This is a genomic window from Nocardia sp. XZ_19_231, from assembly GCF_015355705.1.
Lineage (GTDB): Bacteria > Actinomycetota > Actinomycetes > Mycobacteriales > Mycobacteriaceae > Nocardia > Nocardia salmonicida.
In genome coordinates this window covers 1-21,367 of record NZ_JACUZI010000005.1, presented here as the reverse complement: position 1 = coordinate 21,367, position 21,367 = coordinate 1, and the positions used below count along the sequence as shown (strand labels likewise).

21 protein-coding genes and 2 pseudogenes are annotated in these 21,367 nt (G+C 64.6%); 9 read left to right on the top strand and 14 right to left on the bottom strand.

All coding sequences use genetic code 11. The features are described from left to right. Positions 1–57: 57 nt before the first annotated feature. Both IBJ82_RS22040 and IBJ82_RS22035 read right to left on the bottom strand, forming a co-directional pair. Complete coding sequence (locus IBJ82_RS22040; RefSeq protein ID WP_194827880.1) at positions 58–978, bottom strand: universal stress protein; 921 nt, start codon at positions 976–978, stop codon at positions 58–60. A 57-nt stretch (positions 979–1,035) separates the two neighbouring features. After that, positions 1,036–1,563 carry a flavodoxin domain-containing protein gene (locus IBJ82_RS22035; RefSeq protein WP_194827879.1) on the bottom strand — a complete coding sequence of 176 codons (528 nt, stop codon included), beginning with the start codon at positions 1,561–1,563 and terminating at the stop codon, positions 1,036–1,038. A gap of 343 nt (positions 1,564–1,906) precedes the next feature. Here IBJ82_RS22035 and IBJ82_RS22030 point away from each other — a divergent pair, with 343 nt between their 5' ends. Further along, on the top strand, positions 1,907–2,812 hold the full coding sequence (locus IBJ82_RS22030) for a universal stress protein (protein ID WP_194827878.1): 906 nt from the start codon (positions 1,907–1,909) through the stop codon (positions 2,810–2,812). A gap of 199 nt (positions 2,813–3,011) precedes the next feature. On the opposite strand, the gene IBJ82_RS22025 is transcribed toward IBJ82_RS22030, so the two are convergent. Next, positions 3,012–3,563: a flavodoxin domain-containing protein gene (locus tag IBJ82_RS22025; RefSeq protein ID WP_194827877.1), complete on the bottom strand. Its 552-nt coding sequence runs from the start codon at positions 3,561–3,563 to the stop codon at positions 3,012–3,014. Positions 3,564–3,719: 156 nt separating this feature from the next. On the opposite strand from IBJ82_RS22025, the gene IBJ82_RS22020 reads away from it, so the two are divergent. From IBJ82_RS22020 to IBJ82_RS22010, 3 genes are all read left to right on the top strand, one after another. Then, a complete protein-coding gene (locus tag IBJ82_RS22020) occupies positions 3,720–4,631 on the top strand; it encodes an ATP-binding cassette domain-containing protein (protein WP_370585423.1) in 912 nt (303 codons plus the stop codon). Next, positions 4,631–6,235 (top strand): ABC transporter permease, encoded by a 1,605-nt coding sequence (locus IBJ82_RS22015; RefSeq protein WP_194827875.1) that lies wholly within the window; start codon positions 4,631–4,633, stop codon positions 6,233–6,235. Before IBJ82_RS22020 ends, IBJ82_RS22015 begins: the two co-directional genes overlap by 1 nt. Positions 6,236–6,636: 401 nt before the next feature. Then, positions 6,637–8,061, top strand: coding sequence for a wax ester/triacylglycerol synthase family O-acyltransferase (locus IBJ82_RS22010; protein ID WP_194827874.1), 1,425 nt, complete (start codon positions 6,637–6,639; stop codon positions 8,059–8,061). A gap of 222 nt (positions 8,062–8,283) precedes the next feature. On the opposite strand, the gene IBJ82_RS22005 is transcribed toward IBJ82_RS22010, so the two are convergent. The 4 genes from IBJ82_RS22005 to IBJ82_RS21990 all read right to left on the bottom strand — a co-directional run bounded on the left by IBJ82_RS22005 (position 8,284) and on the right by IBJ82_RS21990 (position 11,301). Next, positions 8,284–9,300, bottom strand: a complete 1,017-nt coding sequence (locus IBJ82_RS22005) for a hypothetical protein (RefSeq protein ID WP_194827873.1) — start codon at positions 9,298–9,300, stop codon at positions 8,284–8,286. Continuing rightward, a complete protein-coding gene (locus tag IBJ82_RS22000) occupies positions 9,297–10,217 on the bottom strand; it encodes a hypothetical protein (RefSeq protein WP_194827872.1) in 921 nt (306 codons plus the stop codon). The genes IBJ82_RS22005 and IBJ82_RS22000 overlap by 4 nt, the downstream gene beginning before the upstream one ends. Positions 10,218–10,320: 103 nt before the next feature. Continuing rightward, positions 10,321–10,770 (bottom strand): hypothetical protein, encoded by a 450-nt coding sequence (locus IBJ82_RS21995; protein ID WP_194827871.1) that lies wholly within the window; start codon positions 10,768–10,770, stop codon positions 10,321–10,323. A 228-nt stretch (positions 10,771–10,998) separates the two neighbouring features. Beyond that, positions 10,999–11,301 (bottom strand): hypothetical protein, encoded by a 303-nt coding sequence (locus tag IBJ82_RS21990; RefSeq protein ID WP_194827870.1) that lies wholly within the window; start codon positions 11,299–11,301, stop codon positions 10,999–11,001. Positions 11,302–11,492: 191 nt separating this feature from the next. Here IBJ82_RS21990 and IBJ82_RS21985 point away from each other — a divergent pair, with 191 nt between their 5' ends. Next, positions 11,493–12,161, top strand: a complete 669-nt coding sequence (locus IBJ82_RS21985) for a hypothetical protein (RefSeq protein WP_194827869.1) — start codon at positions 11,493–11,495, stop codon at positions 12,159–12,161. Positions 12,162–12,218: 57 nt separating this feature from the next. Here IBJ82_RS21985 and IBJ82_RS21980 read toward each other — a convergent pair. Beyond that, positions 12,219–13,015 (bottom strand): annotated as a pseudogene (locus IBJ82_RS21980) (IS5 family transposase). 614 nt (positions 13,016–13,629) lie between these two features. On the opposite strand from IBJ82_RS21980, the gene IBJ82_RS21975 reads away from it, so the two are divergent. Further along, complete coding sequence (locus IBJ82_RS21975) at positions 13,630–14,577, top strand: hypothetical protein (protein WP_194827868.1); 948 nt, start codon at positions 13,630–13,632, stop codon at positions 14,575–14,577. Positions 14,578–15,136: 559 nt separating this feature from the next. Here IBJ82_RS21975 and IBJ82_RS21970 read toward each other — a convergent pair. Then, positions 15,137–16,303, bottom strand: coding sequence for a LysM peptidoglycan-binding domain-containing protein (locus IBJ82_RS21970; RefSeq protein ID WP_228537541.1), 1,167 nt, complete (start codon positions 16,301–16,303; stop codon positions 15,137–15,139). Between IBJ82_RS21970 and IBJ82_RS35425 the strand changes: the two genes are divergently transcribed. After that, positions 16,302–17,015, top strand: coding sequence for a sigma-70 domain-containing protein (locus IBJ82_RS35425; protein WP_370585422.1), 714 nt, complete (start codon positions 16,302–16,304; stop codon positions 17,013–17,015). The two genes, IBJ82_RS21970 and IBJ82_RS35425, sit on opposite strands and share 2 nt — an antisense overlap. Before the next feature lie 30 nt (positions 17,016–17,045). Further along, a complete protein-coding gene (locus tag IBJ82_RS35420; RefSeq protein ID WP_200950412.1) occupies positions 17,046–17,186 on the top strand; it encodes a CGNR zinc finger domain-containing protein in 141 nt (46 codons plus the stop codon). Positions 17,187–17,649: 463 nt separating this feature from the next. Here IBJ82_RS35420 and IBJ82_RS21955 read toward each other — a convergent pair whose 3' ends face one another. Together IBJ82_RS21955 and IBJ82_RS21950 are read right to left on the bottom strand one after the other, a co-directional pair. Then, positions 17,650–17,883, bottom strand: coding sequence for a hypothetical protein (locus tag IBJ82_RS21955; RefSeq protein WP_194827865.1), 234 nt, complete (start codon positions 17,881–17,883; stop codon positions 17,650–17,652). A gap of 183 nt (positions 17,884–18,066) precedes the next feature. Further along, the gene (locus tag IBJ82_RS21950) at positions 18,067–18,297 is read right to left on the bottom strand and encodes a hypothetical protein (protein ID WP_194827864.1); all 231 of its coding nucleotides are present in this window, start codon (positions 18,295–18,297) and stop codon (positions 18,067–18,069) included. A gap of 588 nt (positions 18,298–18,885) precedes the next feature. Between IBJ82_RS21950 and IBJ82_RS34750 the strand changes: the two are divergent. Continuing rightward, positions 18,886–19,002, top strand: a pseudogene (locus IBJ82_RS34750) (recombinase family protein); the annotation flags it as partial. 130 nt (positions 19,003–19,132) lie between these two features. On the opposite strand, the gene IBJ82_RS21940 reads toward IBJ82_RS34750, so the two are convergent. The 3 genes from IBJ82_RS21940 to IBJ82_RS21930 all read right to left on the bottom strand — a co-directional run bounded on the left by IBJ82_RS21940 (position 19,133) and on the right by IBJ82_RS21930 (position 20,479). Further along, complete coding sequence (locus IBJ82_RS21940; protein ID WP_194827863.1) at positions 19,133–19,492, bottom strand: hypothetical protein; 360 nt, start codon at positions 19,490–19,492, stop codon at positions 19,133–19,135. Further along, on the bottom strand, positions 19,485–19,946 hold the full coding sequence (locus IBJ82_RS21935; protein WP_194827862.1) for a hypothetical protein: 462 nt from the start codon (positions 19,944–19,946) through the stop codon (positions 19,485–19,487). The genes IBJ82_RS21940 and IBJ82_RS21935 overlap by 8 nt, the downstream gene beginning before the upstream one ends. 332 nt (positions 19,947–20,278) lie before the next feature. Next, positions 20,279–20,479 (bottom strand): hypothetical protein, encoded by a 201-nt coding sequence (locus IBJ82_RS21930; RefSeq protein WP_194827861.1) that lies wholly within the window; start codon positions 20,477–20,479, stop codon positions 20,279–20,281. Positions 20,480–21,367: the final 888 nt, after the last annotated feature.

Sequence of the window (21,367 nt, the reverse complement as noted above, 5' to 3'; positions counted from 1 at the left end):
TGGACGCCTGCGTGATCGAGTCCAACTCATCGGATGCGACGATCGAGAGGTCCGAAGTCATGTTCTGAGCCCGTGGACGACCATCACCGGACAATCAGCGTGCTGCACCAGCCAATTGCTGGTCGAGCCGAGTAACAGACCCTTGAATCCCCCTCGGCCTCGGCTGCCGACGACGATCAACTGGGCTGATTTCGACCAGTCCCCCAGATATCGGCGTGGTCCATCGGCGACGACGGTGCGGGTGACCCGCACGTCCGGGTACTTCTCCTGCCAGCCGGCGAGTCGCTCGGCCAGCAGTGTGTGTTCGGACTCTTCGAGGGCGGCGATGGGAACGTCGAGATAGGACTGACCGGCGAACTCGCCGACCGTCAGGTCGCTCCATGCATGCACCGCGACGAGTTCGGCGTTGCGTTCGGACGCCTCGGCGAATGCGACGGCAATCGCCGCCTCCCCCACGTTGCTGCCGTCGACACCGACGACGACCGGCTGGTCGTCGCTAGGCGGTGCGCCGATGTGGGGCACGACGACGACGGCGCCGCGCGCGTGGGCGGTCACCGCGAGCAACGTCGATCCGAGATGCGCGATGGCGCCGATATCGGGGATCGCACCGAGAACAACGAGATGCGCGGCTTCCGAGGAGTCGATGAGTAGTTGTGCGGGTTTCGATTCGGCGAGTTCGGTGGTCACCGTCAACTCCGGAGCGATCGCGTGTGCCGATCGCATGGCCCCGGTGAGGATCTGTTTACCGTGCGCGTGCATCTTCGCGACGGCCTCGGGCTCGATGACGTTCAAGCTACCAACGAACAAGCGCATGGTGGTGATATCGAGACCGTGCACAATGTGGAGTCGACGTCCCCGCCGGGCAGCGGTCTTCGCGGCCCACCGAACCGCCGCGTCGGATGCCTTTGAACCGTCGGCGCCGACGACGATCGCTGCCGATGCCAGTTGATGGGTGTTGTCGGTCTCCTGAGCGGTCACGGGCTACACCCTTCTGTTTTCGCTGATGGAGCTGTTAGGTGACGAGTCATCGCCGTCTCACACTCGCTGTGCGATGCGATCGAGTTCGGTGCGCGCGAGCCGTTCCGCCCACGCGTGCGCACGCTCCAGTTCACCGTCTCGTAGTGGCCCCTTCGTGCCTTCGACAAGGAAATCCATCGGATCGGCTGAAAGGGCATACCCCAAGTGCTGCAAACGTTTACCCGCTCCGCGGGCCGCCGAGCCCGGCAGCCATGACGGCTGGGCCGTTTTCGTGCCGAAGGCCGCGGCCGCCCGGCCACGAGGAACCGGAAGCGCCGCGTCGAGCCACTCCCTGATCCCGATATCGACCACCACCCCCATGTCGGTCTGTGCGTCGGCCGCACGTCGGGTCCGTAGGCGGCTCAACCCGAAAACGTGCGTCGGGCCGCCTACTACCAGAAGGTCGATCATCGGATCTGGCGTCGCGGCGGCCGCCGCCACACTCAATATCTCGACCTCGGCGTGCTCGCCGAGGCCCTGTGCAATCGCGGTGGCGATCGCGGCGGTATTTCCGAACATGGATTCGTAGACAACTCGTGCTCGCATCAAATGCTCCTTAACCTGCGATAACGCTGTGAAATGGACGTTACGACCTGGCCACGGCATGTCATAGTGCCGAACCGCCCCAAGCCAGAGGACTTTCGGGCAAGTCGTATCGGGCTACCACTGAAGTGATCGCCGTGGTGTGCGGATCACCGGCTGAGAAGGCAGGCAGTGGGTCGGAGTAGCGGTGAGCCGGCGCGCTGGTTCGTACGCGTTTCGGGCCGATCCGGGGCCGATCGGCCCGGTCCAGCAATGACCTTGTCCCCTGACCTCAAGAGCCGAACCAGACGATGCTCGATTCACAGAGCGCGATCGTCGGAGTATCGCGACGGCAAGAGGAGCGACGATGAGCGCAGACAAACAGGAGACGACCGAGCACGGTCCACGACCGGTGCTGGCCGCGGTCGACGGGTCGGCGAACTCGTACCAGGCCGCAGCCTGGGCAGCGGCCGAAGCCGCTCTGCATCACCTGCCACTGCATATTCTGACCTCGGGCGCGATTCAGACCGGGTTCGGTCCCGGCATGTCACTGGGCGAGGCAGACCTCGAGTGGTTGCGGTTGGACGCCGAGCGGGTCGTCGGGGAGGCCGAACGAGTCGCCCGCGCCGCCGTTCCCGACGAGGATCTCGCGATTACCACCGAGGTGAGTTTCGAACTGGCGGCACCATTGCTGATCCAGCGTTCGCGCTCGGCGCAGATTCTGGTGGTCGGCAGTCGTGGGCTCGGCGCCTTCCAGCGCGGCCTGCTCGGCTCGGTCAGCCGGGCGGCCGCGCAGCATGCGCACTGCCCGGTGGCGGTGATTCAGGGCATGACCGCGATGGATCCGGTGTCGGCCGCGCAGCCGGTACTGGTCGGGGTCGACTGCAACCCCAACAGCGTGCCCGCGATCGCCCTCGCCTTCGACGAGGCGTCGCGCCGCAAGGTGGAACTCGTCGCGTTGCACGCGTTCAGCGACGCCAGTGCGCTGGACCTACCCGTGTTCGACTGGGAGCTGGGCAGGCAGTCGGCCGAGGAAGATCTCGCCGAGGCACTGGCCGACTACGTCGCGCGATACCCGGACGTGCCGGTGCGGCGGATCGTGGTCGTGAATCGGCCCGTCCGTAGCCTGCTCGACGAATCGGCGTCGGCACAGCTGCTGGTGGTCGGCAGCCATGGCAGAGGCGGATTCTCCAGCATGTTGCTCGGGTCGACGAGCAACGCGTTGCTGCACTCGGTGGAGATCCCGACGATCGTGGTTCGCAGCCAGCAGTGATGGAACCCCTCCCCCACCGGGCAGTTCCAGCCCTGACATCGAGTTCCATCACTGCGCTTTCGAGATACGAGTTCAGCCCAGTCGGTGTAGGACGCGATACCCGATGCCACCGACGTCCACGGGAGAAAAATTTGCTGTGATCAGGGACGATGACACGGATGGTTCGGCTGAGTGGTGCCGCGAACGGTGAGCCTCACCATCACGGATGGACAACGCTCACAGCGGCGTGCGGAAGCTCGAGAGCATCACCGATCCCGGTGGACCATTCGCGCACGGCCTGCCAGTCGCGCAGGTCGCCATAGCGTGCGCGGCCGAGCACGCGGTACATGGTCCTGGCGCGCCACGAGACACCCTCACGTTCGTACTGGCCGGCGAAGGCGGTGTAGTCGCGCAGGTGCAGCGTGCTCATCGTGGCTGCGATCTTGCGGGGAATCCGTCGTCCGACCCAGCGCCCGATCGGTCCGCGTAGCGCGGGCCCGAGTCCGACGCTGAACAACCAAATATCTTTGTGCGCCAACGTGTCCAGGTTGTAGCGAAGGTAGGCGGAGGCTTCGGGCAGTAGGTCCATGTCGTGGATCGCGCTACCGATGACGACGGAGTCGATGCCCGACAGGTCTGGTGCGTGTTCGATGTCGTGCAGTTCGGCTCGCGCGCCACGGGCGATGAGATCACTCCAGACGAACTCGGCGATGTCGCGGGTCGAGCCCTGCGCGGTGGCGTACAGCACGGCGATGCGGGGTGCGGGTGTCATGGTGTCAGCGTCGCTCGAGGTGGATGCCGCCGGCGGAGCAGTGATGCCCGCAATCAGGGGACCAATGGCACCGGTTGGTGAGATGGTGACCAACGAGAGATTCACCGGGACTTTCGGCTCTGTCCGCAGGCTGTGCGACAGCGAAACGATCGAATGATGACCGACAACCCCGCCATCGCCATTACCGGGCTGACGAAATCCTTCGGCCGCACCCAGGCACTGGACGAACTCGATCTGACCGTTCACACCGGCGAGGTACACGGATTTCTCGGACCCAACGGGGCGGGGAAAACAACGACGATTCGTGTCCTGCTCGGGTTGCTTCGCGCGGATTCGGGGACGATCCGCGTACTCGGATCCGACCCGTGGAGCGATGCGGTCGCCGTGCATGCCCGGCTCGCCTATGTGCCGGGGGAGGTCACGCTGTGGCCGGGCATCACCGGCGGTGAGACCATCGATCTGCTCGCGAAGCTGCGCGGCGGAATCGACCCCCGCCGACGCGGCGAGTTTCTCGACCGATTCGAGCTCGACCCGACGGTGAAGGCTCGCGCCTACTCCAAAGGCAACCGGCAGAAGGTCGCTTTGATAGCCGCGCTGGCCTCGGACGCGGAGCTCTTCTTGTTCGACGAACCGACCGCGGGCCTCGACCCGTTGAAAGAGGCCGAGTTCCAGAGCTGTGTCCGCGAGGTGGTGAGTGAGGGGCGCACGGTGCTGCTGTCCACTCACCTACTCGCCGAAGTCGAGGCGCTGTGTGATCGGGTCAGCATCGTCCGCAACGGTCACACGGTGGAAAGCGGATCGCTCGCCGAGTTGCGGCATCTGCAGACGACCTCGATCAGCGTCGAGACCGATCGACCCGCCACCGCGCTCGCCGCCGTGCCGGGGGTGCGCGGGCTGACCGTGGACGGCAGTCACGCTCGCTTCGAGGTCGAGACCGTGCACTTCGACGGTGTCCTGCGGGCGCTGGCCGATCTCGGCGTGATCGCGATGACCAGCAGCAAACCAACCCTGGAGGAGATCTTCCTGCGCCACTACGAGGTCGCGCCGAGCGCAGCGGTGGGAGTGTGATGAACTCCGTCACCGCTGTCCCGCAGGCTGCGGGCGTCACGACGCTGGTGCGCTTCGCGCTGCGCCGTGAGCGGTGGGCGCTGCCCTGGTGGCTGCTTGGGATCGGCGCCTTGATGGCGCTGCAGTCGGTGAGCAGTCAGAATTTCTACGACTCGCCCGCGAAATTGGCGCAGTTGCGCGCCACCATGAGCGCGAACGCCGCGATAGTCGCGATGGGCGGACCGACGCGACTGTTGGAGACCGTCGGCGGCGAAGTCGTCTTCGAGATCTTCGCCTATCTCGCGATCGTCGTCTCGCTGATGAACATGTTCGTGATCGGCAGGAATACGCGCTCCGACGAAGAGTCAGGACGTGGGGAGCTGATCAGGTCGGCGCGGGTGGGGCGGCACGCGCCTCTCGTAGCGGCCCTCGTCGTCGCCGCGATCACGAATGTCGTTGTCGCGCTGGTTGTTTTCGTCACCGCGACGGTGACCGGCTTGCCCGTGGCGGGTTCGGTGCTGGTCGGATCGGCGATCGCCGGTCTCGGATTCACCGTCGCCGCGGCGACGACCGTCGCAGCACAGGTCTTCCAGAATCCACGCAGCGTCTACGGGGCGATCAGCGCCCTGGTCGCGTCGGCGTATGTCCTGCGCGCGATCGGCGATGTGGGAAACGACGCGGTGGCCTGGGCGTCACCGATCGGGTGGGGGCAGCGCACCTATCCCTATGTCGACGATCGTTGGTGGCCGCTGGCGCTGTTCGCGGCGATGTCGGTGGTACTGATCGCGGTGGCGGTCGAGCTTTCGAGGCGTCGTGATTTCGGTGCGGGAATGTTCGGGTACAGGACGGGCCGCGGCACGGCGTCGCGCCTGCTCGGTTCACCGGTCGGCCTCGTGTGGCGGCTGCAACGAGCAACCGTATTCGGTTGGTGCATCGGAGCTTTCGTTCTCGGACTCGCCTACGGGTCTTTCGCCGACAGCATCGAGCAGTTCCTCGCGGACAACCCCGAGATTGCCGGCTACCTGACGGGAAACGCGCGTGATGCGGTCGATTCCTATCTCTCGCTCACCCTGTCGATCATCGCGCTGCTGGCAGCCGCCTACGGGGTGGCGGGTGTGCTGCGCGCGCGGTCCGATGAGAATTCGGGACAGGCGGAGGTGATTCTGGCGGCGCCGGTCGGGCGGGTGCGGTGGCTCAGCGGATATCTCGCAGTGGCGATGATCGGCAGCGCTCTCGTGCTGGTCGCCGGTGGGTTGGGCGACGGGCTCGCTTACGGCGTGACTGTCGGTGATCCACTCCAAAGCGTGCGGCTGGCGGCATCGGCGCTCGGATATGTCCCCGCGGTGTGGGTGATCGTGGCGGTGACGGCTGCCGTCGTCGGCTGGGCACCGCGCGGCGCTGTGGCGTTGTCCTGGCTGTTCTACGCGTATGTGGTCGTCGCAGTGATGTTCGCCGAAGCTTTCGAGCTACCCGAGTGGTTCACTGTGGCTTCCCCTTTGCGATACACCGCACTCCTGCCGTCGGCGGAATTCGATCCGAGAACGAGCCTCGCCCTGCTGGCGGTGGTCGCGGGTGCGACCGGAATCGCCTGGGCCGGATTCAGACGCCGCGACCTCGGACGATGAGGACCCGCGGTCGATTCCCTACTGTTTCGAGCAACCCGATCAACGAAAACAGTGAAGGGCGTATGCCATGGCGGCTCAGGAGACCGGCAACTCACGTCAACAACATCGGCCGTGATCGTCGGCGGTACGTCCCTTCATTGCCGACCTCGATGCTCACCAGGGTTGCGTGTAATTCGAGGCGGGACGAGACGGCCGATAGACCCCGATAGTCCGGGACTTTCGGCAGCGACCACGGGTGGGTGACGCCGCCGAAGGTCACCAGAGCCGACTACCTTCGCATCTCGCCGGACGGCGGTCGGCAAGAGGAGGATCATTCAAACGATAGAAGCGGTGCCCGCTGTCGGGGCCGGTGAACGGTGTTGCCCGGGTGGCCCGGTCTCCACCGAGGACGGAGCATCACGATGAGTCAGCTCGGCCAGGTGGACTCGGGATTCATGACGGTGGAGGACGTCGATCGGCATGTCAACCTCGGGATCGGCGCGGTAGCTGTCATGGCGGGTCCAGCGCCGACGCGCGCCGACTTCGTCGCGGAGATGTCGCGGCGACTATCGGTCAACGCTCGGTTCCGTCAGAAAGTACGCACGACCGTATTCGACCTCGCCGCACCCAGATGGGTCGATGACCCCGAATTCGACCTGGCCCATCACATTCGCTGGGATGCGTTGCCCGACCCGTGTGACGAGCCGACGCTGTGTGAACTGATCGCCACCATCATGGAGGAGCGCCTGGACCGCGACCACCCGCTGTGGCAGTGCACGGTGATCGAACGCCTCACCGACGACCGCTGGGCGGTACTGGTGAAGGCACATCACAGCATGGTCGACGGAATCTCCGGCATCGCGCTGTTCGAGGCCTTGTGCGATCAGCCGACCGCGTCGGCGTCGGCGGGGCACACAGCCCGAGCACCCAAGGATGACCGCGCGCCGAAAGGATGGTTGGACTCGGCAGCCAGAGGATTGCGTCTGCCGCTCGACGCACCCCGGTTCGTGTTCGACACGGTGCGCGGTCTGGCTCCCGTCGCGCTCGGGGCGGTACTGCCCGGCGTCGAGTCATCGCTGAACGGCCCGATCGGGCGGCAGCGCCGGTATGCCATCGCGCGGACCTCACTCTCGGCTGTTCGTGACGTCGGCGCCGCCTTCGGAGTGACGGTCAACGACGTAGCGCTCACACTGGTCACGTCGGCGTTCCGTTCCGTGCTGCAGCGCAGGGGTGAGGAGCCGACAGCTGACAAACTTCGGATCCTGATGCCGGTCTCGATACGGTCTGAGGCCGCGAAAGGCGTTCTCGACAACCGCGTTTCGGTCATGCTCCCCTATCTTCCCGTCGATCTCGACGATCTGGTCGATCAGCTCGACGCGGTGCACCACCGAGTGTCCGAGCACAAGAAGACCGGCGAAGTACACGCGACGCAGGTTGTGCTGTCGATAGCCAAATCGCTTCCGTTCGCTCCACTATCGTGGACCATCCGGCTCGCCTCGCGATACCCCCAGCGGGCGATCGGCGCGGTCGCCACCAATGTTCCGGGACCCACCCGACAGCTCTACCTGCAAGGTAAAGAGGTGCAGGAGATTCTGGCGTATGTCCCGATCGCCATGCGCATCCGCACGGGAATCGCAATCCTCAGCTATGGCGATCAGTTGATGTTCGGCATCACCGGCGACTACGACAGCACCGCGGACATCGATATGATCGCCGATGGGATCGAGCATGCGATGGCGGAACTGCTCGCGCGCACAAAGATTTCACGGAGCCGGCGAGTGGAAGCAGCACCGTACACAGACTCCGGCCACGGCTCCCGCAAGCCGAAGTCGCCGACCGAACGATAGCCGCCGCATCCCGTCCGGACCGACTTCACCAGCCGGGGTCGGTGTCCAGAGGGACAAGGGCGCGATCCGAAAGGGATGCAAATGCGACGGCGCTAGACGTAGGGCAGATACCGCACCAATTCGCAGTCGACATCGAGCATGTCGACACCAACAGGCCACCGGCGTCGACCGCAACAGCTCCGTTGTAGGGCGTGCGACGTGCATCCGGCGCTGCAGCCACGATCAACGAGGTCTCGGATTCAACGGAGGTATGCCGACCACGTCTTGGCCTGGATGAAGCGAGTGCTGCAGTTCCATCAACGTCGCATCCGTCAGACTGTCCGGGCCCAGGCCCGCCGCACACGCCCAATCGAAATTTTGCGTCGACCATGCTCGGATCGGCGTCGGATAGTGCCGTGTCCAGTTCACTGGGAGCAACCAGTCTTCGCTGGACCGTGCGCGCCGCCACAGCCGGCCTGCACCTTTCTCGAAATCAGCCTCGAAGCTGTCTGGGTGTTCGGGGTCTCGGCGCACCTCGGTCGGGGTGAAATCGACCAAGACACTTGCCTGCATACGCTCCGAGCTGACGTTGTCCCGGAACCACTCCATGTTGCGCTTCGATCGTTCGACCCGACGAGCCATGTCCTCCGCGTGCACGTTTCGAGGCATTCTGACGGGGCCTGTCCACGTGAACGTCGAGTCCGGAAGTGTTTCCGAGACGGCACATTCGACGTACGCAGCACTGCCCTTCTGGCAGTCCTGCTTCAGGACGGTCCCAGTCTCGATGTCGATTGTCAGCACCTCCGGCGAACTATCGCGGCCGGTCTTCAATTCAACTGCCCAGCAACGCCGTTCGATGAATTCGACCTCTTCGATAGGACGAATGGGGCGGGTGAGCCCTGGCCGCGCCCAATGCTCGACCGGACGGGACACGATCAGCTCCCGGCCGGGATTGTGTATCCGAGTGTTGAGCTCGTTCGTTTCAATCGGATCGTCCTGACCGGTCTGAAACACCCAGCACTTTTGGCCGTCGGAAATGAAAACCGGCTTTCCGTCGAGAGACTCCATGCGAGTCTTTCGACCTTGACGGAACAGACGGACCTCGCCGAGCCCGAAACCCACGTATGACGGAGCAATCCCGTGGTGCGCGTCGTAGACGACCCGCGGACCGATATCGGCGTGGGCGGCGCGCGCGACGCCCACGACTGTCCGCTGCGGGCCGTCGACAATCTTCAGCAGCACCTCGACCCAATGCGTCATACGTACAACACCCCGCCGATGACGTGCGACCGATCCGGGTAGGCGCGAGTATCTGCCTGCTCCATCAAATCTGTCGGGACATAGCGAGTCATATCGTCGAGACGCCGCACGTTTTCGTCGTAGAGATTCAGTCGGGTGACCAACGTCAGTCCCTCGTAGTCATCGTGCGTGAAACTGAAATGCAGACGCCCGTGTGGCCACTCGCCGATGAACTCGGCTTGCACGTCGTGCATGCCCCAGTGCCAATCGGCGTACTCACTCGTGTGCCAAACACCGTCAGCCCTCGACCGAGGGTAGTCGTCGAGTCCGATGCGGATCGTCTTCGCGTCCAGGTGAATCCACGATTTAGATTGTTGGAGAACATATCCTGCCGGAGTGGGTGTATCCCGGTAGATGCGCGACCATCGGGCGTGCTCGACACCCAGACGGACCGAAACTTCGTCGAAGTCGGCTGCGACGACAACCCCGCCCACCTCGATCGGCGAAGTGCCTCCGCCTGGGTGGGCCGGGAGTAAAGGCGGTCCAGGTTGCGGGCTGTGGAGCGGAGGCTCATCGGCAGTACGAGCGATGTCGTCACGCACCCGTGCGGGTCTGAAGCACCACACTCCGGACGATCCCGCTGTCAGCAGATGTGTGCCCGCGAAATACTCGACGTGATGGACTCCGTCCACGGTTACGCAGGCCAGAACATCCGTTCCGCAGTATCGAACCCAGACACTGTCCTCATGGGAAGCAACCGTCAAAGTGGGCGATGGGGAGGGTATCTCCGGCCAAGACACAATCCGATCGATCTGTCCGGAATTCGGTTCGAGAAGTACGGCGATGGGCTGGGTTTCATCGATCACCCACAGCCGACCGGCGGCGAAATGAATGTAACGTGGGCGCAAGAGTCTGTGCTCGGACGTCGGGGCGCTCATGCGCCTTTCTGCAAAATCATGACGGCGACACTACCCCACCTCGTTCGACTTGGCGGTCCAACTCCGCAGTGCCCAGACCTGGCCTGATCTCCTGCATCGCGGCTCACAGGCGGACCGACGTCGCGCGATACCGGTAGCCATCCTGGTGCGAGTCGGAACCGTACTGCGCAACAAGATCCTCGTATTCGAGGTCGACTCGCTGACCTGGAGTCAGGACGCGGAACCCAGTCGCCTCAATCTCGGAGTAGAACACCCAACAACCGCCAGGAATCTCGGCTGCGTCGAGTACACCCCAGCCTTCCTCAGCGTGAAATTCACGGACGATCGCGCTGGCCCGGAGCGGCGGCGGTTTCTCGAACGTGGTTTCAACATCGAGGTCCGAGTCCGTGATCTCGGTGATGGCGCCGTCGGGATCGATGTTCCACGCTTTGGCACCGGTGAATGTCGGTTCTCGCCCCGGTAAGCTCTGCAAGCCGAAAACGGAGATACCGGCCGCGACGACAGCCAATGCCGTCAGCGCATATCCCCATCGCCGAGAATTTCGAGAACCCATGGCATGGACGCTACAGGCCCCTCGACCTGCGAACCTCTGCGCGTGAACGCCAGGCCGTACCGGGCAGGCGATGGCCAAAGCCGGTCACCGAGAACGCGCGATCAGCAGCAGTTGAGTGCGTTCGTCGGCTGGTGCCCCGCGGCCCTCGGGATCGCGCGGGTCGCGGCATGAGCGTGCGTCATATGTCGACAGCCCCGCCCGATCCAGACGGAGGTGGCTTCGTGGCTGTCAGTCACTCGAGCCAGGGCAATCCCATCCGCTCCGCGTGGTGCCGCCCAGCAACATCTGCATCAAGGTATGCAGGAACATCTCGCGTCGGGTGAGCGCGTCGGGTGGGGCGCTGCGGCGTCCGTCGCTGCGGGTGTGGATTTCGAGGTCGAACGCGTTGAGTCGCACGCTGAGGGCTCCGAGGCGGATGTTGGTTCCGCCGACGGTTTCGGCGAGGCGGCGGTATTCGTCTTCGAGATCGAGCACGATCTGTTCGATCCCGCGATAGAGCGAGCGCAGGATCTCGGTATGACCCGATAGCACTTGCCCGGACCGGCCCGGCCGAGGATCACTACAGGTTGACATTGGCGCGTACACGGCAAGCGTTACACAGGCGACCTGCGGGAACCCCCTTCGCCCCAAAGTGTCTCGCGAACGATCGTTCGCGATGCGGAGGATCAGGCTGAGGCGGGTCAACCGAATCTCCGTCCAGATCGCGACCGATACTGTTGAGCATGGGTAATGAGCATGAGGTACACCGACCCGGCACCACTTCGGCTCACCGCTTCGAGCAAACCTTCGGTGGGTGGGCACTCATCGTCGGCGGCACGCTGTTGTTCGGCGCTCTGCTCCTGATCGCGCTGCTTCCACCAGCACCAGCTGCTCACTCGGAGCTGGCGCGATGGGTGCAAGAGCACTCATTCCAGCTGTCCATGAGCGACGAGCTGATGTTCTTCGCGAGCGTGTGTTTAACACCTGCCACCATCATCCTGCTTCGGACGGTCCGGCTCTCACGGCCTGTGAGTTCATTGATCGGGTGCAGCAGCCTTCTGCTAGCTATGACACTGCTCGGACTGATGGTCGTCATTGCCGGTCGACTGGTCTATCCGGTATTCGGCATCGCTATGTCAGACGACTCCATCGCGCTCATTGTGAGCATGCTCTATGGCACCCTGCACTGTCTGCAGCTGTTCGCGGCGGTGGGGCTCATCGCTCTGGGCTTTGCCCTACGGGATGAAGGTGTGTGGTATCTGCTCCCTGTCGCAAGCTTCGGTGCGGGCGGACTCCAGATTCTCGGCGCCTTTCCTTGGCTGACACCCGCCTGGCTCAACGTCACGGCAACGGCAGCACTCCTTTTCTGGACGATCGCCGTCGGGCTGTGGCTGCGAACCACTCGGCCCTGATCGCCAGCAGAGGAGTCCGGTTCTTCCTTCTCGCCTACTGCACCCTAAGAGCGTGTCTCATGTCGCTGACCGGGCTTTCACCAGTTTCTTGTAGCAGGTCAATGCCGCTGCCAGGGTGAGGAACCCGCAGTAGTGAGTGTCCTTGCGGTCGTAGCGGATCGAGAGCCGGTGATACCCTCCGAGCCAGGTGATGGTGCGTTCGATGACCCAGCGGTGCCTACCGAGGTGTTGACTCGACTCGATTCATTTGCGAGCGATTCGGACGCCGATGCCTCGATCCCGCACCCAGTCCCGCAGTTCGTGGTAGTCATAGGCCTTGTCTGCGTGTAACTTTCCCGGCTTGCGCCGACGCGGACCGCGCCGGGAACGGATCGCCGGGATCGCTCGCACCAACGGTCGCAGGGCGGCGGCGTCAGGTGTGTTGGCCGCCGAGACCGCGACCGTCAACGGTATCCCCGTCCGGTCCGACAGTACGTGCAGTTTCGAGCCCGACTTGCCCCGATCGAGGAGGATTCGGCCCGGTCATCGGGCCCCCTCTTTGCTCGAACCGACGCACCGTCGACCACGACGCGCGACCAGTCGAGCAAACCCTCGCTGCCGAGCTCGTCGAGCACGGCGCACTGTAGGCGCCGCCATAGACCCGCCTCGGTCCAGGCGGTGAACCGGCGGTGCGCGGTCGGGACAGTCACCCCGAACGAGGGCGGCAGCATCCGCCACACACATCCGCTGGTCAACACATAGACGACCGCGGTGAACACGGCCCGCTCATCGGTCGGTGCAGTGCCGCCACCTTGGCGACGTGGGGTGAACACCGGCAGCAACGGCTCGACCAGCTCCCACAGCTCATCGGGCACCAAACGCAACGACAAATTTGTCGGTCACGACCGAACATCATGCACGACAGCCGATTCCGGCCATGCCGCGACTGCTGCCTACGACATGAGACATCCTCTAAAGGACATACTCATCGTCAAACGACCGCAATAGCCGATTACGCTGACGCCGGCCTGCCTCCAACGTTTAGGCCGCGGACGCCCAACGCTGCGACGCCTGGGACCGGCTCGTCCAGCCGCCGCCGACGACAACACAAGCAAGACCTCCGATGCTTTTAAGTGTCAAGCAGCGACCGGTTCCGGGATAGTCGTGATCGGTTGACCGAATGCCTTGCCAGGGTCGAATTCCTGTCCGTTTTGAAGGCAGCAGAAGAGGTGGCCGAGCATCTTGTTCACCAGGTGCCGCAGGGCGGCGGAGTGCCGGTTCGGCCCGCTCGGCATTTGCGTGGTGACCTCACCGTCCAACGCGGACAAGCTGATCGACTACACCGTGCCGCGGCGGTGATCCGGGCGTTCCCCGATCGTTCTCCGCGCTCCGGTTAACACCGGGCGCGCGCCGGGACATCTTCGGGCAGAACCCGCCGCGCGCCGAACCCGGGAATCCGCCGGACGGGGTCGAATCACTGGAGGCAGTCGTGCCCACTCCACTCGTCCGGAAAACCGCTGTGGCGGCCGCGCTGGCCGTCGCCCTGCTCTGTCTCACCGCCTGCAACGACGAGGTCGGCACCGCGAAACCGGCCAGCACGCCGGTGGCCACCTCCGCGGGCACGCCGGCCGGCGCCCCCGCCGCGGGCCGCGCGGGGCAGTCCACCGTGCGCACCGTCGGCAAGACCGGCTGGTACGACAATTTCGCCATCACCGTGGACAAGGCCACCGTGGTGCCGGACGAGTACGGCGGCGCCGAGGTGACCATCGACATCACCTACGCCAATACCGGACTCGCCGACCGGATGCTGGGGCTGACCCCGACGCTGCTGGTCAACGGTGAGCTGGAGGGCGGCGCGACCTTCGACAGCCCGACCGTCGCCGCGGGCGGCAAGGGCAAAGGCAAGGCCGAGGTCCCGGTGCGCTCGCTCGACGACGCCGAGCACCTGATCGACACCATGACGATCGTCTACGGCACGGCCACCGACAACCAGACCATCATCGCGCTGAAGAAGGACGCGAAGGTCCAAAGCGTGGAACCGCGCAGCTTCCCGACCTCCGCGAAGCTCACCCAGGGCGAGACGACGGTGACCGTCACCGGCGCGACCCTGCACCCGAGCTACAGCACCGGCGAGCGCGGGAAATCCGATGTGGCGCTGCACATCACGCTCACCGGCGGCTCCGGCATCCCGGCCGGCGGCGCCAACATCTACTACCAGTACTTCAGCGTGCGCACCCCGGACGGCCGCACCGTGCCCGCCGACTTCAAGGGCCCGATCAACGAGTTGCTCGGCGCGCGCCAGACCATCGACAAGCCGGACAACTTCGTGGTCTTCGCGGTCGACTCCCCCGGCACCGGCGCCTACACGCTGGTCTACAACGCGCTCGGCGCCGAGGGCGAAGCCTCCGCGCCGACCGCCGCCTTCACCCTGAACTGACCCAGGGAAAGGCGAACGGCGGTACCGCACCTCGTCGTGCGGTACCGCCGTTCTCGTTCCTGACCACTTGATGCAGACGAGCTAAGTCGAACTCATCGCCAGTGTGCGCAGGACTATCGAAGATCAACGAAACCGGATCCTCGACCTGGAGGCTGACCGGCCAGGCTGTCGCTAGAGCTGATCGGAAAACGATCTTGGGCTCAAGGGGTCACTGGAGCGCACCGGTTTAGTTCCGCGACAGCTCAGGTAGACGACGCGACGGCACCCCCTGTCTTGCCCCTCATTCTCAGTACTCAGGGCCGTCTGGTCCGGACCGCACCCGACAACGCTCCATCGAAGCAGTGCTGCGCACCGTTGCCGGTTTCCGTGCTGATCGACGAAGCACTGTCCGGATCGACGACCGTCCGAGAGCTGTGGGGGCACCATCGCGACCACCTCATTCCGCTGGTCAGAACCGAGGGCACACCGTCGAGCCTCACTTGAGGCTGTTCTCGACCTCCGTCACAACGGTCGTTGAGCGCCCCAGAACTAGAGGCTGGCGGCCGACAGCCGTGCGCTGTCAGGCCGGTGCGATGCGTGGTCCCCAGTAGTTGAGGTGAGCGGCCGAGTGGGCGAGTACGGTGCGGTCGGGAATGATGTCCCAGATTCCGTATTTGTCGTGGGGGAAGTCGCGCAGGAAGTTGTTGAGGTCCACTGCGGTGGCGAACAGGCGGGCGGGATCGATCGGTCCCAGAATACCTGAGTTCACCCAGTCGACAATGTGTTCGGCGATCCCGGTGATCATGGCGACCGGGTCGGTGAGGGTGAATTCGGTGGCGATGTCGTAGGCCTGTTTCAAGTAGGTGCCCGCGATGTTGGCATTGCCGTAGATGTCTCCGGGCAGGCAGTAGTCGAACCAGTCGATGGGGTGGGTTTCGGTGATGTTGTCGCCCGAGATGCCTTGGTAGGCGAGGGAATTGCCGAGATGGAAGGTGCGGCCCAACCCGCGATGCGGTGAGGCGAGGGCGTGTACCCAGTGACAGTCGTCGCGTCGGCCCTGCAGTGAACCGGACACGATGTCGCGACCGACCAGCGAGACCACTGCCCCGCCCTGGCTGTAGCCGAGCAGGCCGAACGACCCGTCGTGCGCGTTGATCAATCTGGTCAGTTCGGCGATGCCCATGTCGCGGGAGGCGCGGTAGGACGGTCGGCCCAGAGCGTCGAGCAGGGCGTCGCCGCCGCCGGGGACGGGTCCGAAACTGGCGGGATAGTTCACGTATTCGATGTCGAACCATTGCGGGTCGAGGGCGTTGGTGATGCCGGTCAGCATGCCGATGGGGTCCGACGGGCTGATTCCGCCCGGGTTGGCGTTGGCGGCGGCGACGGCTTCCCACGTGCCGGGCACGCAGAACAGTGTGTGCTTGGCGAGGGTCAGGTCGGGGATAATCAGGGTCTGCCCGACGGTGATCGTGTTCGGGTCGGCGAGCTTGTTGGCGGCCGCGATCAGCGGAAACCGCGCGCGGTCGCCGTAGAACCGCTCGGCCAGACCGGACAGTGTGTCGCCTACGACCACTGTGTGGGTGGCGGTGAGCCCGGGAACGATGAGCACCTGACCGACCCTGATCACGTTCGGGTCGGCGATCCGGTTCGCGATCGCGATCACCGGATACAGCGACGAGTCGCCGTAGAAGCGGCTGGCCAGCGCCGACATGGTGTCACGTGCAGCAATCGTGTAGCGGATAGCCATGATCGACCTCTCGTTCTTGGGATCAGCATCGACGATTCCATTACCACGCAGAACTGTCCCGAGTGGTGGAGTACTCGAAAATTGCGCCGATATCGACACCGTCGTGGTCGGACGGGGCCGCGACAAGCAGCCGGGCCCTGCGGGGAGACAGCCGCGGCACGGCGATCGCCAGTGGGGTCTTCTGCCGCACATTCCCAATTCAGGGGGATCGGCATCGAACCCTTCCGATTGGGCCCTTCGCCGAGGATCGGACCTTCCTCTGGGCTTCGGACCTTCCTCTGGGCCTGGGCCAAACATGGCTTGCGCGGTCTGCCCGGCACCGATCACGCGCTCCTACGGCGGGAGCCGGGCCAGGCCATCGAGTTCGCGAGCCCACCCGAGTACCGGATCACCGTTTCTGGGTTTCGCGGTCCCCACCGTCATGGGTGAAGTACGCAGACACTTCCGCGACCGCATCTGGCCGTTACATGTGCCGCGTCGGGAAAAGGAGCTCCAGGGCAAAGTCAGAGTGATGACCGACGAGTTGACCCGACGACTCCACCGCTCCCCCACCGCCCACGAACTCGCGACCGAACTCCATGTCCCGGTCACCGATATCGCCCGAACCCTGCTCGCGGCCAACGCGTTCCAGACGCGCAGCCTCGACACTCCCGCTCGTGAGACCGACGGCGATCCCAGCACGCCCTATATACGTCAATACGAACACTGCTGATCCGCGTCCCACAACCACCGTGTCGAGACGATCGGTAGCGCCGACGTCGAAGGCCGACACAAGACATCGCGGCGAGATCTCTCGCGCAACGGCTCGAAGCAGTACTGCACCCGAACCTGCGCACACCGGGCCAGCGTCGCGGCTTACCGGAGCCGGAACAGCCCACGCTGAGCATCGGCGACCAGTCCCTGCCAGACCGGCTCCAGGTTTCGTACGAGCCAGCCTTCGACGAACTCGTTCGGGCGCCTCCGAAGGCGTTCCTCGCGATGCAATCTACATCGCCTGCGCGCGGTTCGGGCAGCGGCGGCCAGCCTCTTGGCTTGCAGCTGTCGCACGATTTCGCCGGTTGCGAATTCGGCGCCGAGCGGCAACGATTCGATGCGGCGGACGGCTCAGGTTAGCTGGTCCTCGGGGTGTGGCTTGCCCCTTCACCAGGCTCGCGTCGGCGGGTCACCGGGCCGCCTGCGATCGCGCCGGAGCAACTTCTCGCCGGATTCACCGACCCCTCCGTGACGAGCCGCCGCAGGGCACCCGCACACAAAATTCCTGCAATAGCGCACGACACATAATCGGCGTGAGCGTGCGTTCAGTGGAGCGGGCCCGCGGATCGTCCGACGGGCCCGCCTGGTCGATGTCAGACGCAGTGTGCGGGCGGGGCCGGGCTCCAGCTGCCGATGCACCCCGCAGCGATATACGCGAGTAGATCGATTACGGCCGAGCCGGTCTGTAGGACGACCGGTTCGGCTGCGGCGGTGTGGCTGATGGTGGGCTGCGTCGGTGTTTCGGGCACGGCGATGGCGAGTCCGGTGGAGGCGGCGCCGAACGCGGCGACCGCAATGGCAAGGGCAGCAAAGCGTTTCATTAGCATGCGAGTGAGCCTAATGTGAAACACAGGTATTTAGACATGGATCGAGACCCCCTGATCTCGGGGGGTTGCGACGGACCGACTTGGATATCGTTGTCCAGATGCGCTGGGTCGGGGCGCCGAAAAATGCGACACCACTGAGGAATACGCACAGCGACTGTCCCGGCGAGTCTCGACCGCTCTCGATCAGTTGACGGCCACGGAGAGCGCCGGCTTGTCGCCGTCGGCGGCGTATGCCAGCGCGTAATAGTCGACGACCAGCTGCGCCACCGCGGTGCGCAGGCCGTCCTCGGTCTCGAGAAGTGGTGCTGAACCAGCCCGACAGTCACCCCCGCCGCAGGGCTCAGCGTCACGCAGGAACTCATTGCGTTCGCACGAAAATATTTGGCGCCGAACATGTCCGAATGGACCCTGCACCGGGAACAATGGAGTATGCGGTCACCACTGATGGTGTGGAGGCCCACGCGTTCACTCCACCCTAACGAAGGTTGGTGAATCCACCGATGTCGACACCGATGTATGACGAGATCCTGCCCCACGGCGAGACGCTTGCACTTCGCCGTCGATGTGAAAGCCACCGAACCCATCCACCTCTCCGCGCATGCCGGGTAACCGTGGGCGGCCTTGGACCGAGACCTGCTCGTCACGCCCTCGATCCGCGAAATTCGTGCACCGGCCTGACCGCGTCCTTGCACGACCGCTTCCACGACCGGCGTGCGAGTGGTGCCCATCGAGTACTCGTTTCCGGCTGGCCGCGCAGGTCAACGCCCCGCCTGAGATCGACAACCTCCCAATCATACGAGGCCGGTTCGAGGCCCGCGCACACGAACTCGACCGCCTCGACACCCTGCTATCAAGCGGTGCGGGGCAGGTGGTGGTCTCGGCGGGATCGACAAGAGCACCCTGGTCTCGTATTGGGCCGCGACCCGCCCCCACGGGCACACCCCGATCCTGTGGATCACCGCCGACACCGCCCCGGCGGTCGAGCAGGGTCTTGCGCTTTAGCTCGGCTTCGTCCGCGTCGGCGACACCGTGGTCGTCCACTCCATGGATCGCCTCGCCCGCAACGTCGACGATCTCCGCGGGCTCGTCCGCAAGGGCGTGCGCGTCGAGTTCGACAAGGGCAGCACCCGGTTGGCCATTTGCTCGAGAGCGGGTCGGTGGCGTCCTTGTCGGTGAAGACGTGGTCGACGTCGATAAGGTCATTCGCGCAGTGCAACAACCAAGTTCAAACGGCGTGAGGAAGGCTCACTTAATCATCGGAATCGACCGGGGTGGCGGCGAATCCGGTGTCACCGACGATGACGACGCAGGGCCGCTTTTCACGGTCCAGGTCGTGGAGTGCTTCAGCGAGGTGCGTCGACATCAGCGTCACCCACCACTCCCACGCCGGTTCCGGTGCCGCACCCCGCTCAGCTTCTTCGGCGATGCGGCGATAGTAGGCCCGCAACTCGACGTCGGTGACAGCGAATTCCACGGGTGCATAGAGCAGTTCGCCGTGGCGGCGGATGATCTGCAAGCGGCCGTGGGGGCCTCTGTCTATCTCCGCTCCCCAGTCCGCGCCAGCCGTGGTGACCGATTCGGACAGCTGTTCGATAGTGGGGTCAGCCACGGCACCCGCCTCCTGGATACGCTGTGATGATCGTTCCGTCCCCGCCCACAATAACGGTGGGTTGAACGGTCTTCTCGATCCGCCCGTTGACATGGTTGACCAGGTAGATCTGCCCGGAATAGCAGTACTTGCTGCCACCGGCCGGGCCGCTCTTGTCCGGGGCGGTCAACGACTTCTCGATCGCCATATCTGCGATGTCACGCCAGTTCTTCCCCTCGATGCTGGCCAGGTTCTGCCATTCATCGAGGTGGCGGGCCTTGATGTGGAAGAACCCCCAGTTCGCGGTTCCGCACTGCAGGCGCGCTTGTGGATAGGTCGCGACCACCTTGGTTTCTGATGACGACATCCCGCAGGCTGCCCACACCTGACTCGCGTTCGCTGACCCAGCCCCGGCGAACGTGCCCGCCGTCGCGATCACACCCACTACCGCCGCAACCATCAAAGAACGAAACATCTAGCTTCCCCCATTCTCGACCGGAGTCGAACAATGCACCTTTCGCGGCTGGACCCTGCGCCGTGCCCGATACCAGCTGTGCGCCAACATCACTCGGCGGTACATACGGGTTGGACGCGACACCACCTCGAACCGTTCCATCATGTGATGGAAGACACAGTAGGGTTCCTCTCCGAAGACTGGAACTGATTTTTCTCAGTCCAACGTCCGGGGAGCAGTTCACACGATGCCACCCTTTCGCTTGTGCCCAACACTGCTACACACTGCGCGGCCCACGATCCCCACGCATGCGGCGACCATGCAGCCAGCCACGCCTCCGGCCTGGTGCACGTTCACCTACCGCCTTCGATTGTCTTCAACGCGCGTTGGCAGCGGTCGCCGCTACATTCCGCCACGCCAAGACAGACCAGCAGATCCGATACTCGGAACTGGGTCTCCCACACGGTCGGATCGTCGGGGTCGAGCCCAGCGTCGAGTAACGCTTGCCGGTCGATCGAATCGCTGCCCATGCCCTGTTCGACGTTGGCGGACATGCACCGGTTCCGCAGGCGAAGGTTCAGAGAGGGCGTCGCGCAGTGGCCCCGGCGAACCCACAAACAAGGAAAGTGCGAGATTCCGCAGACCCCTCAGACCGGATCGTTTGGCGGACAACCCGCACTCGAGCGGGCGGTCGCGCATGCGCCTCTTGGGCCACCAGTCGACCGGTAGACGGCCCGGCAACGACGGGCCTGCCGAAACCTGCCCGTCACGGCCGTGCAGTGGCCGGACAACGGCCGCTAGCGCCGCTCCTACCGCGACCAAACCAACATTCGGCATCGTCGGTGCCCACGCCCGAGCGGAGCGCACACCTGCGTGTTTGAGATCGCTCCGGGGGATCTTGCTTTCCGCGACTACCACAAGTCACCGGTTGTGCAGGCCAGGTACTCGATCGACATTTCTCCCGGCGAGAATCGGTCGGGTAGCCGTAGTCGGGGGTTGTCGGATCGCTTTGATTCCACGATCGATTGGCGCAAGGGGTGGTGGCGATGGTGGGGCGCTATCGGTGTGATCGGTGTTCGGTCGGCTGGCGCGACAGTCCGTCATACCCAAGCTCGCCGGGCGCGCGGTTCGCGCCGTCCCTCAGCGCGGTGCAGCGGCGTGTCACGCAAACTCACCAGACTGCTGGCTGACCTGCGGGCCCAGACCACCGACGACCACCTCGCGGTCGCGGCCTAAACTCCCACCCGCGCCTGCACTGTCTATCCGCTTCGACCGCCTACCTTCAGCCGTTGCTCGGATTACCGCGCGCCCCGACTGTCCCTGGCCATGAGAAAGTCCCCACTGGTGGCCACGTGTAGGTCACCACTGGTGGCCACCTAAAAGTCCCCACCCCCTTCGGCGGGTTGACCGTGTGTCGACCCGGAGCACAGGCCCTGGGCGGT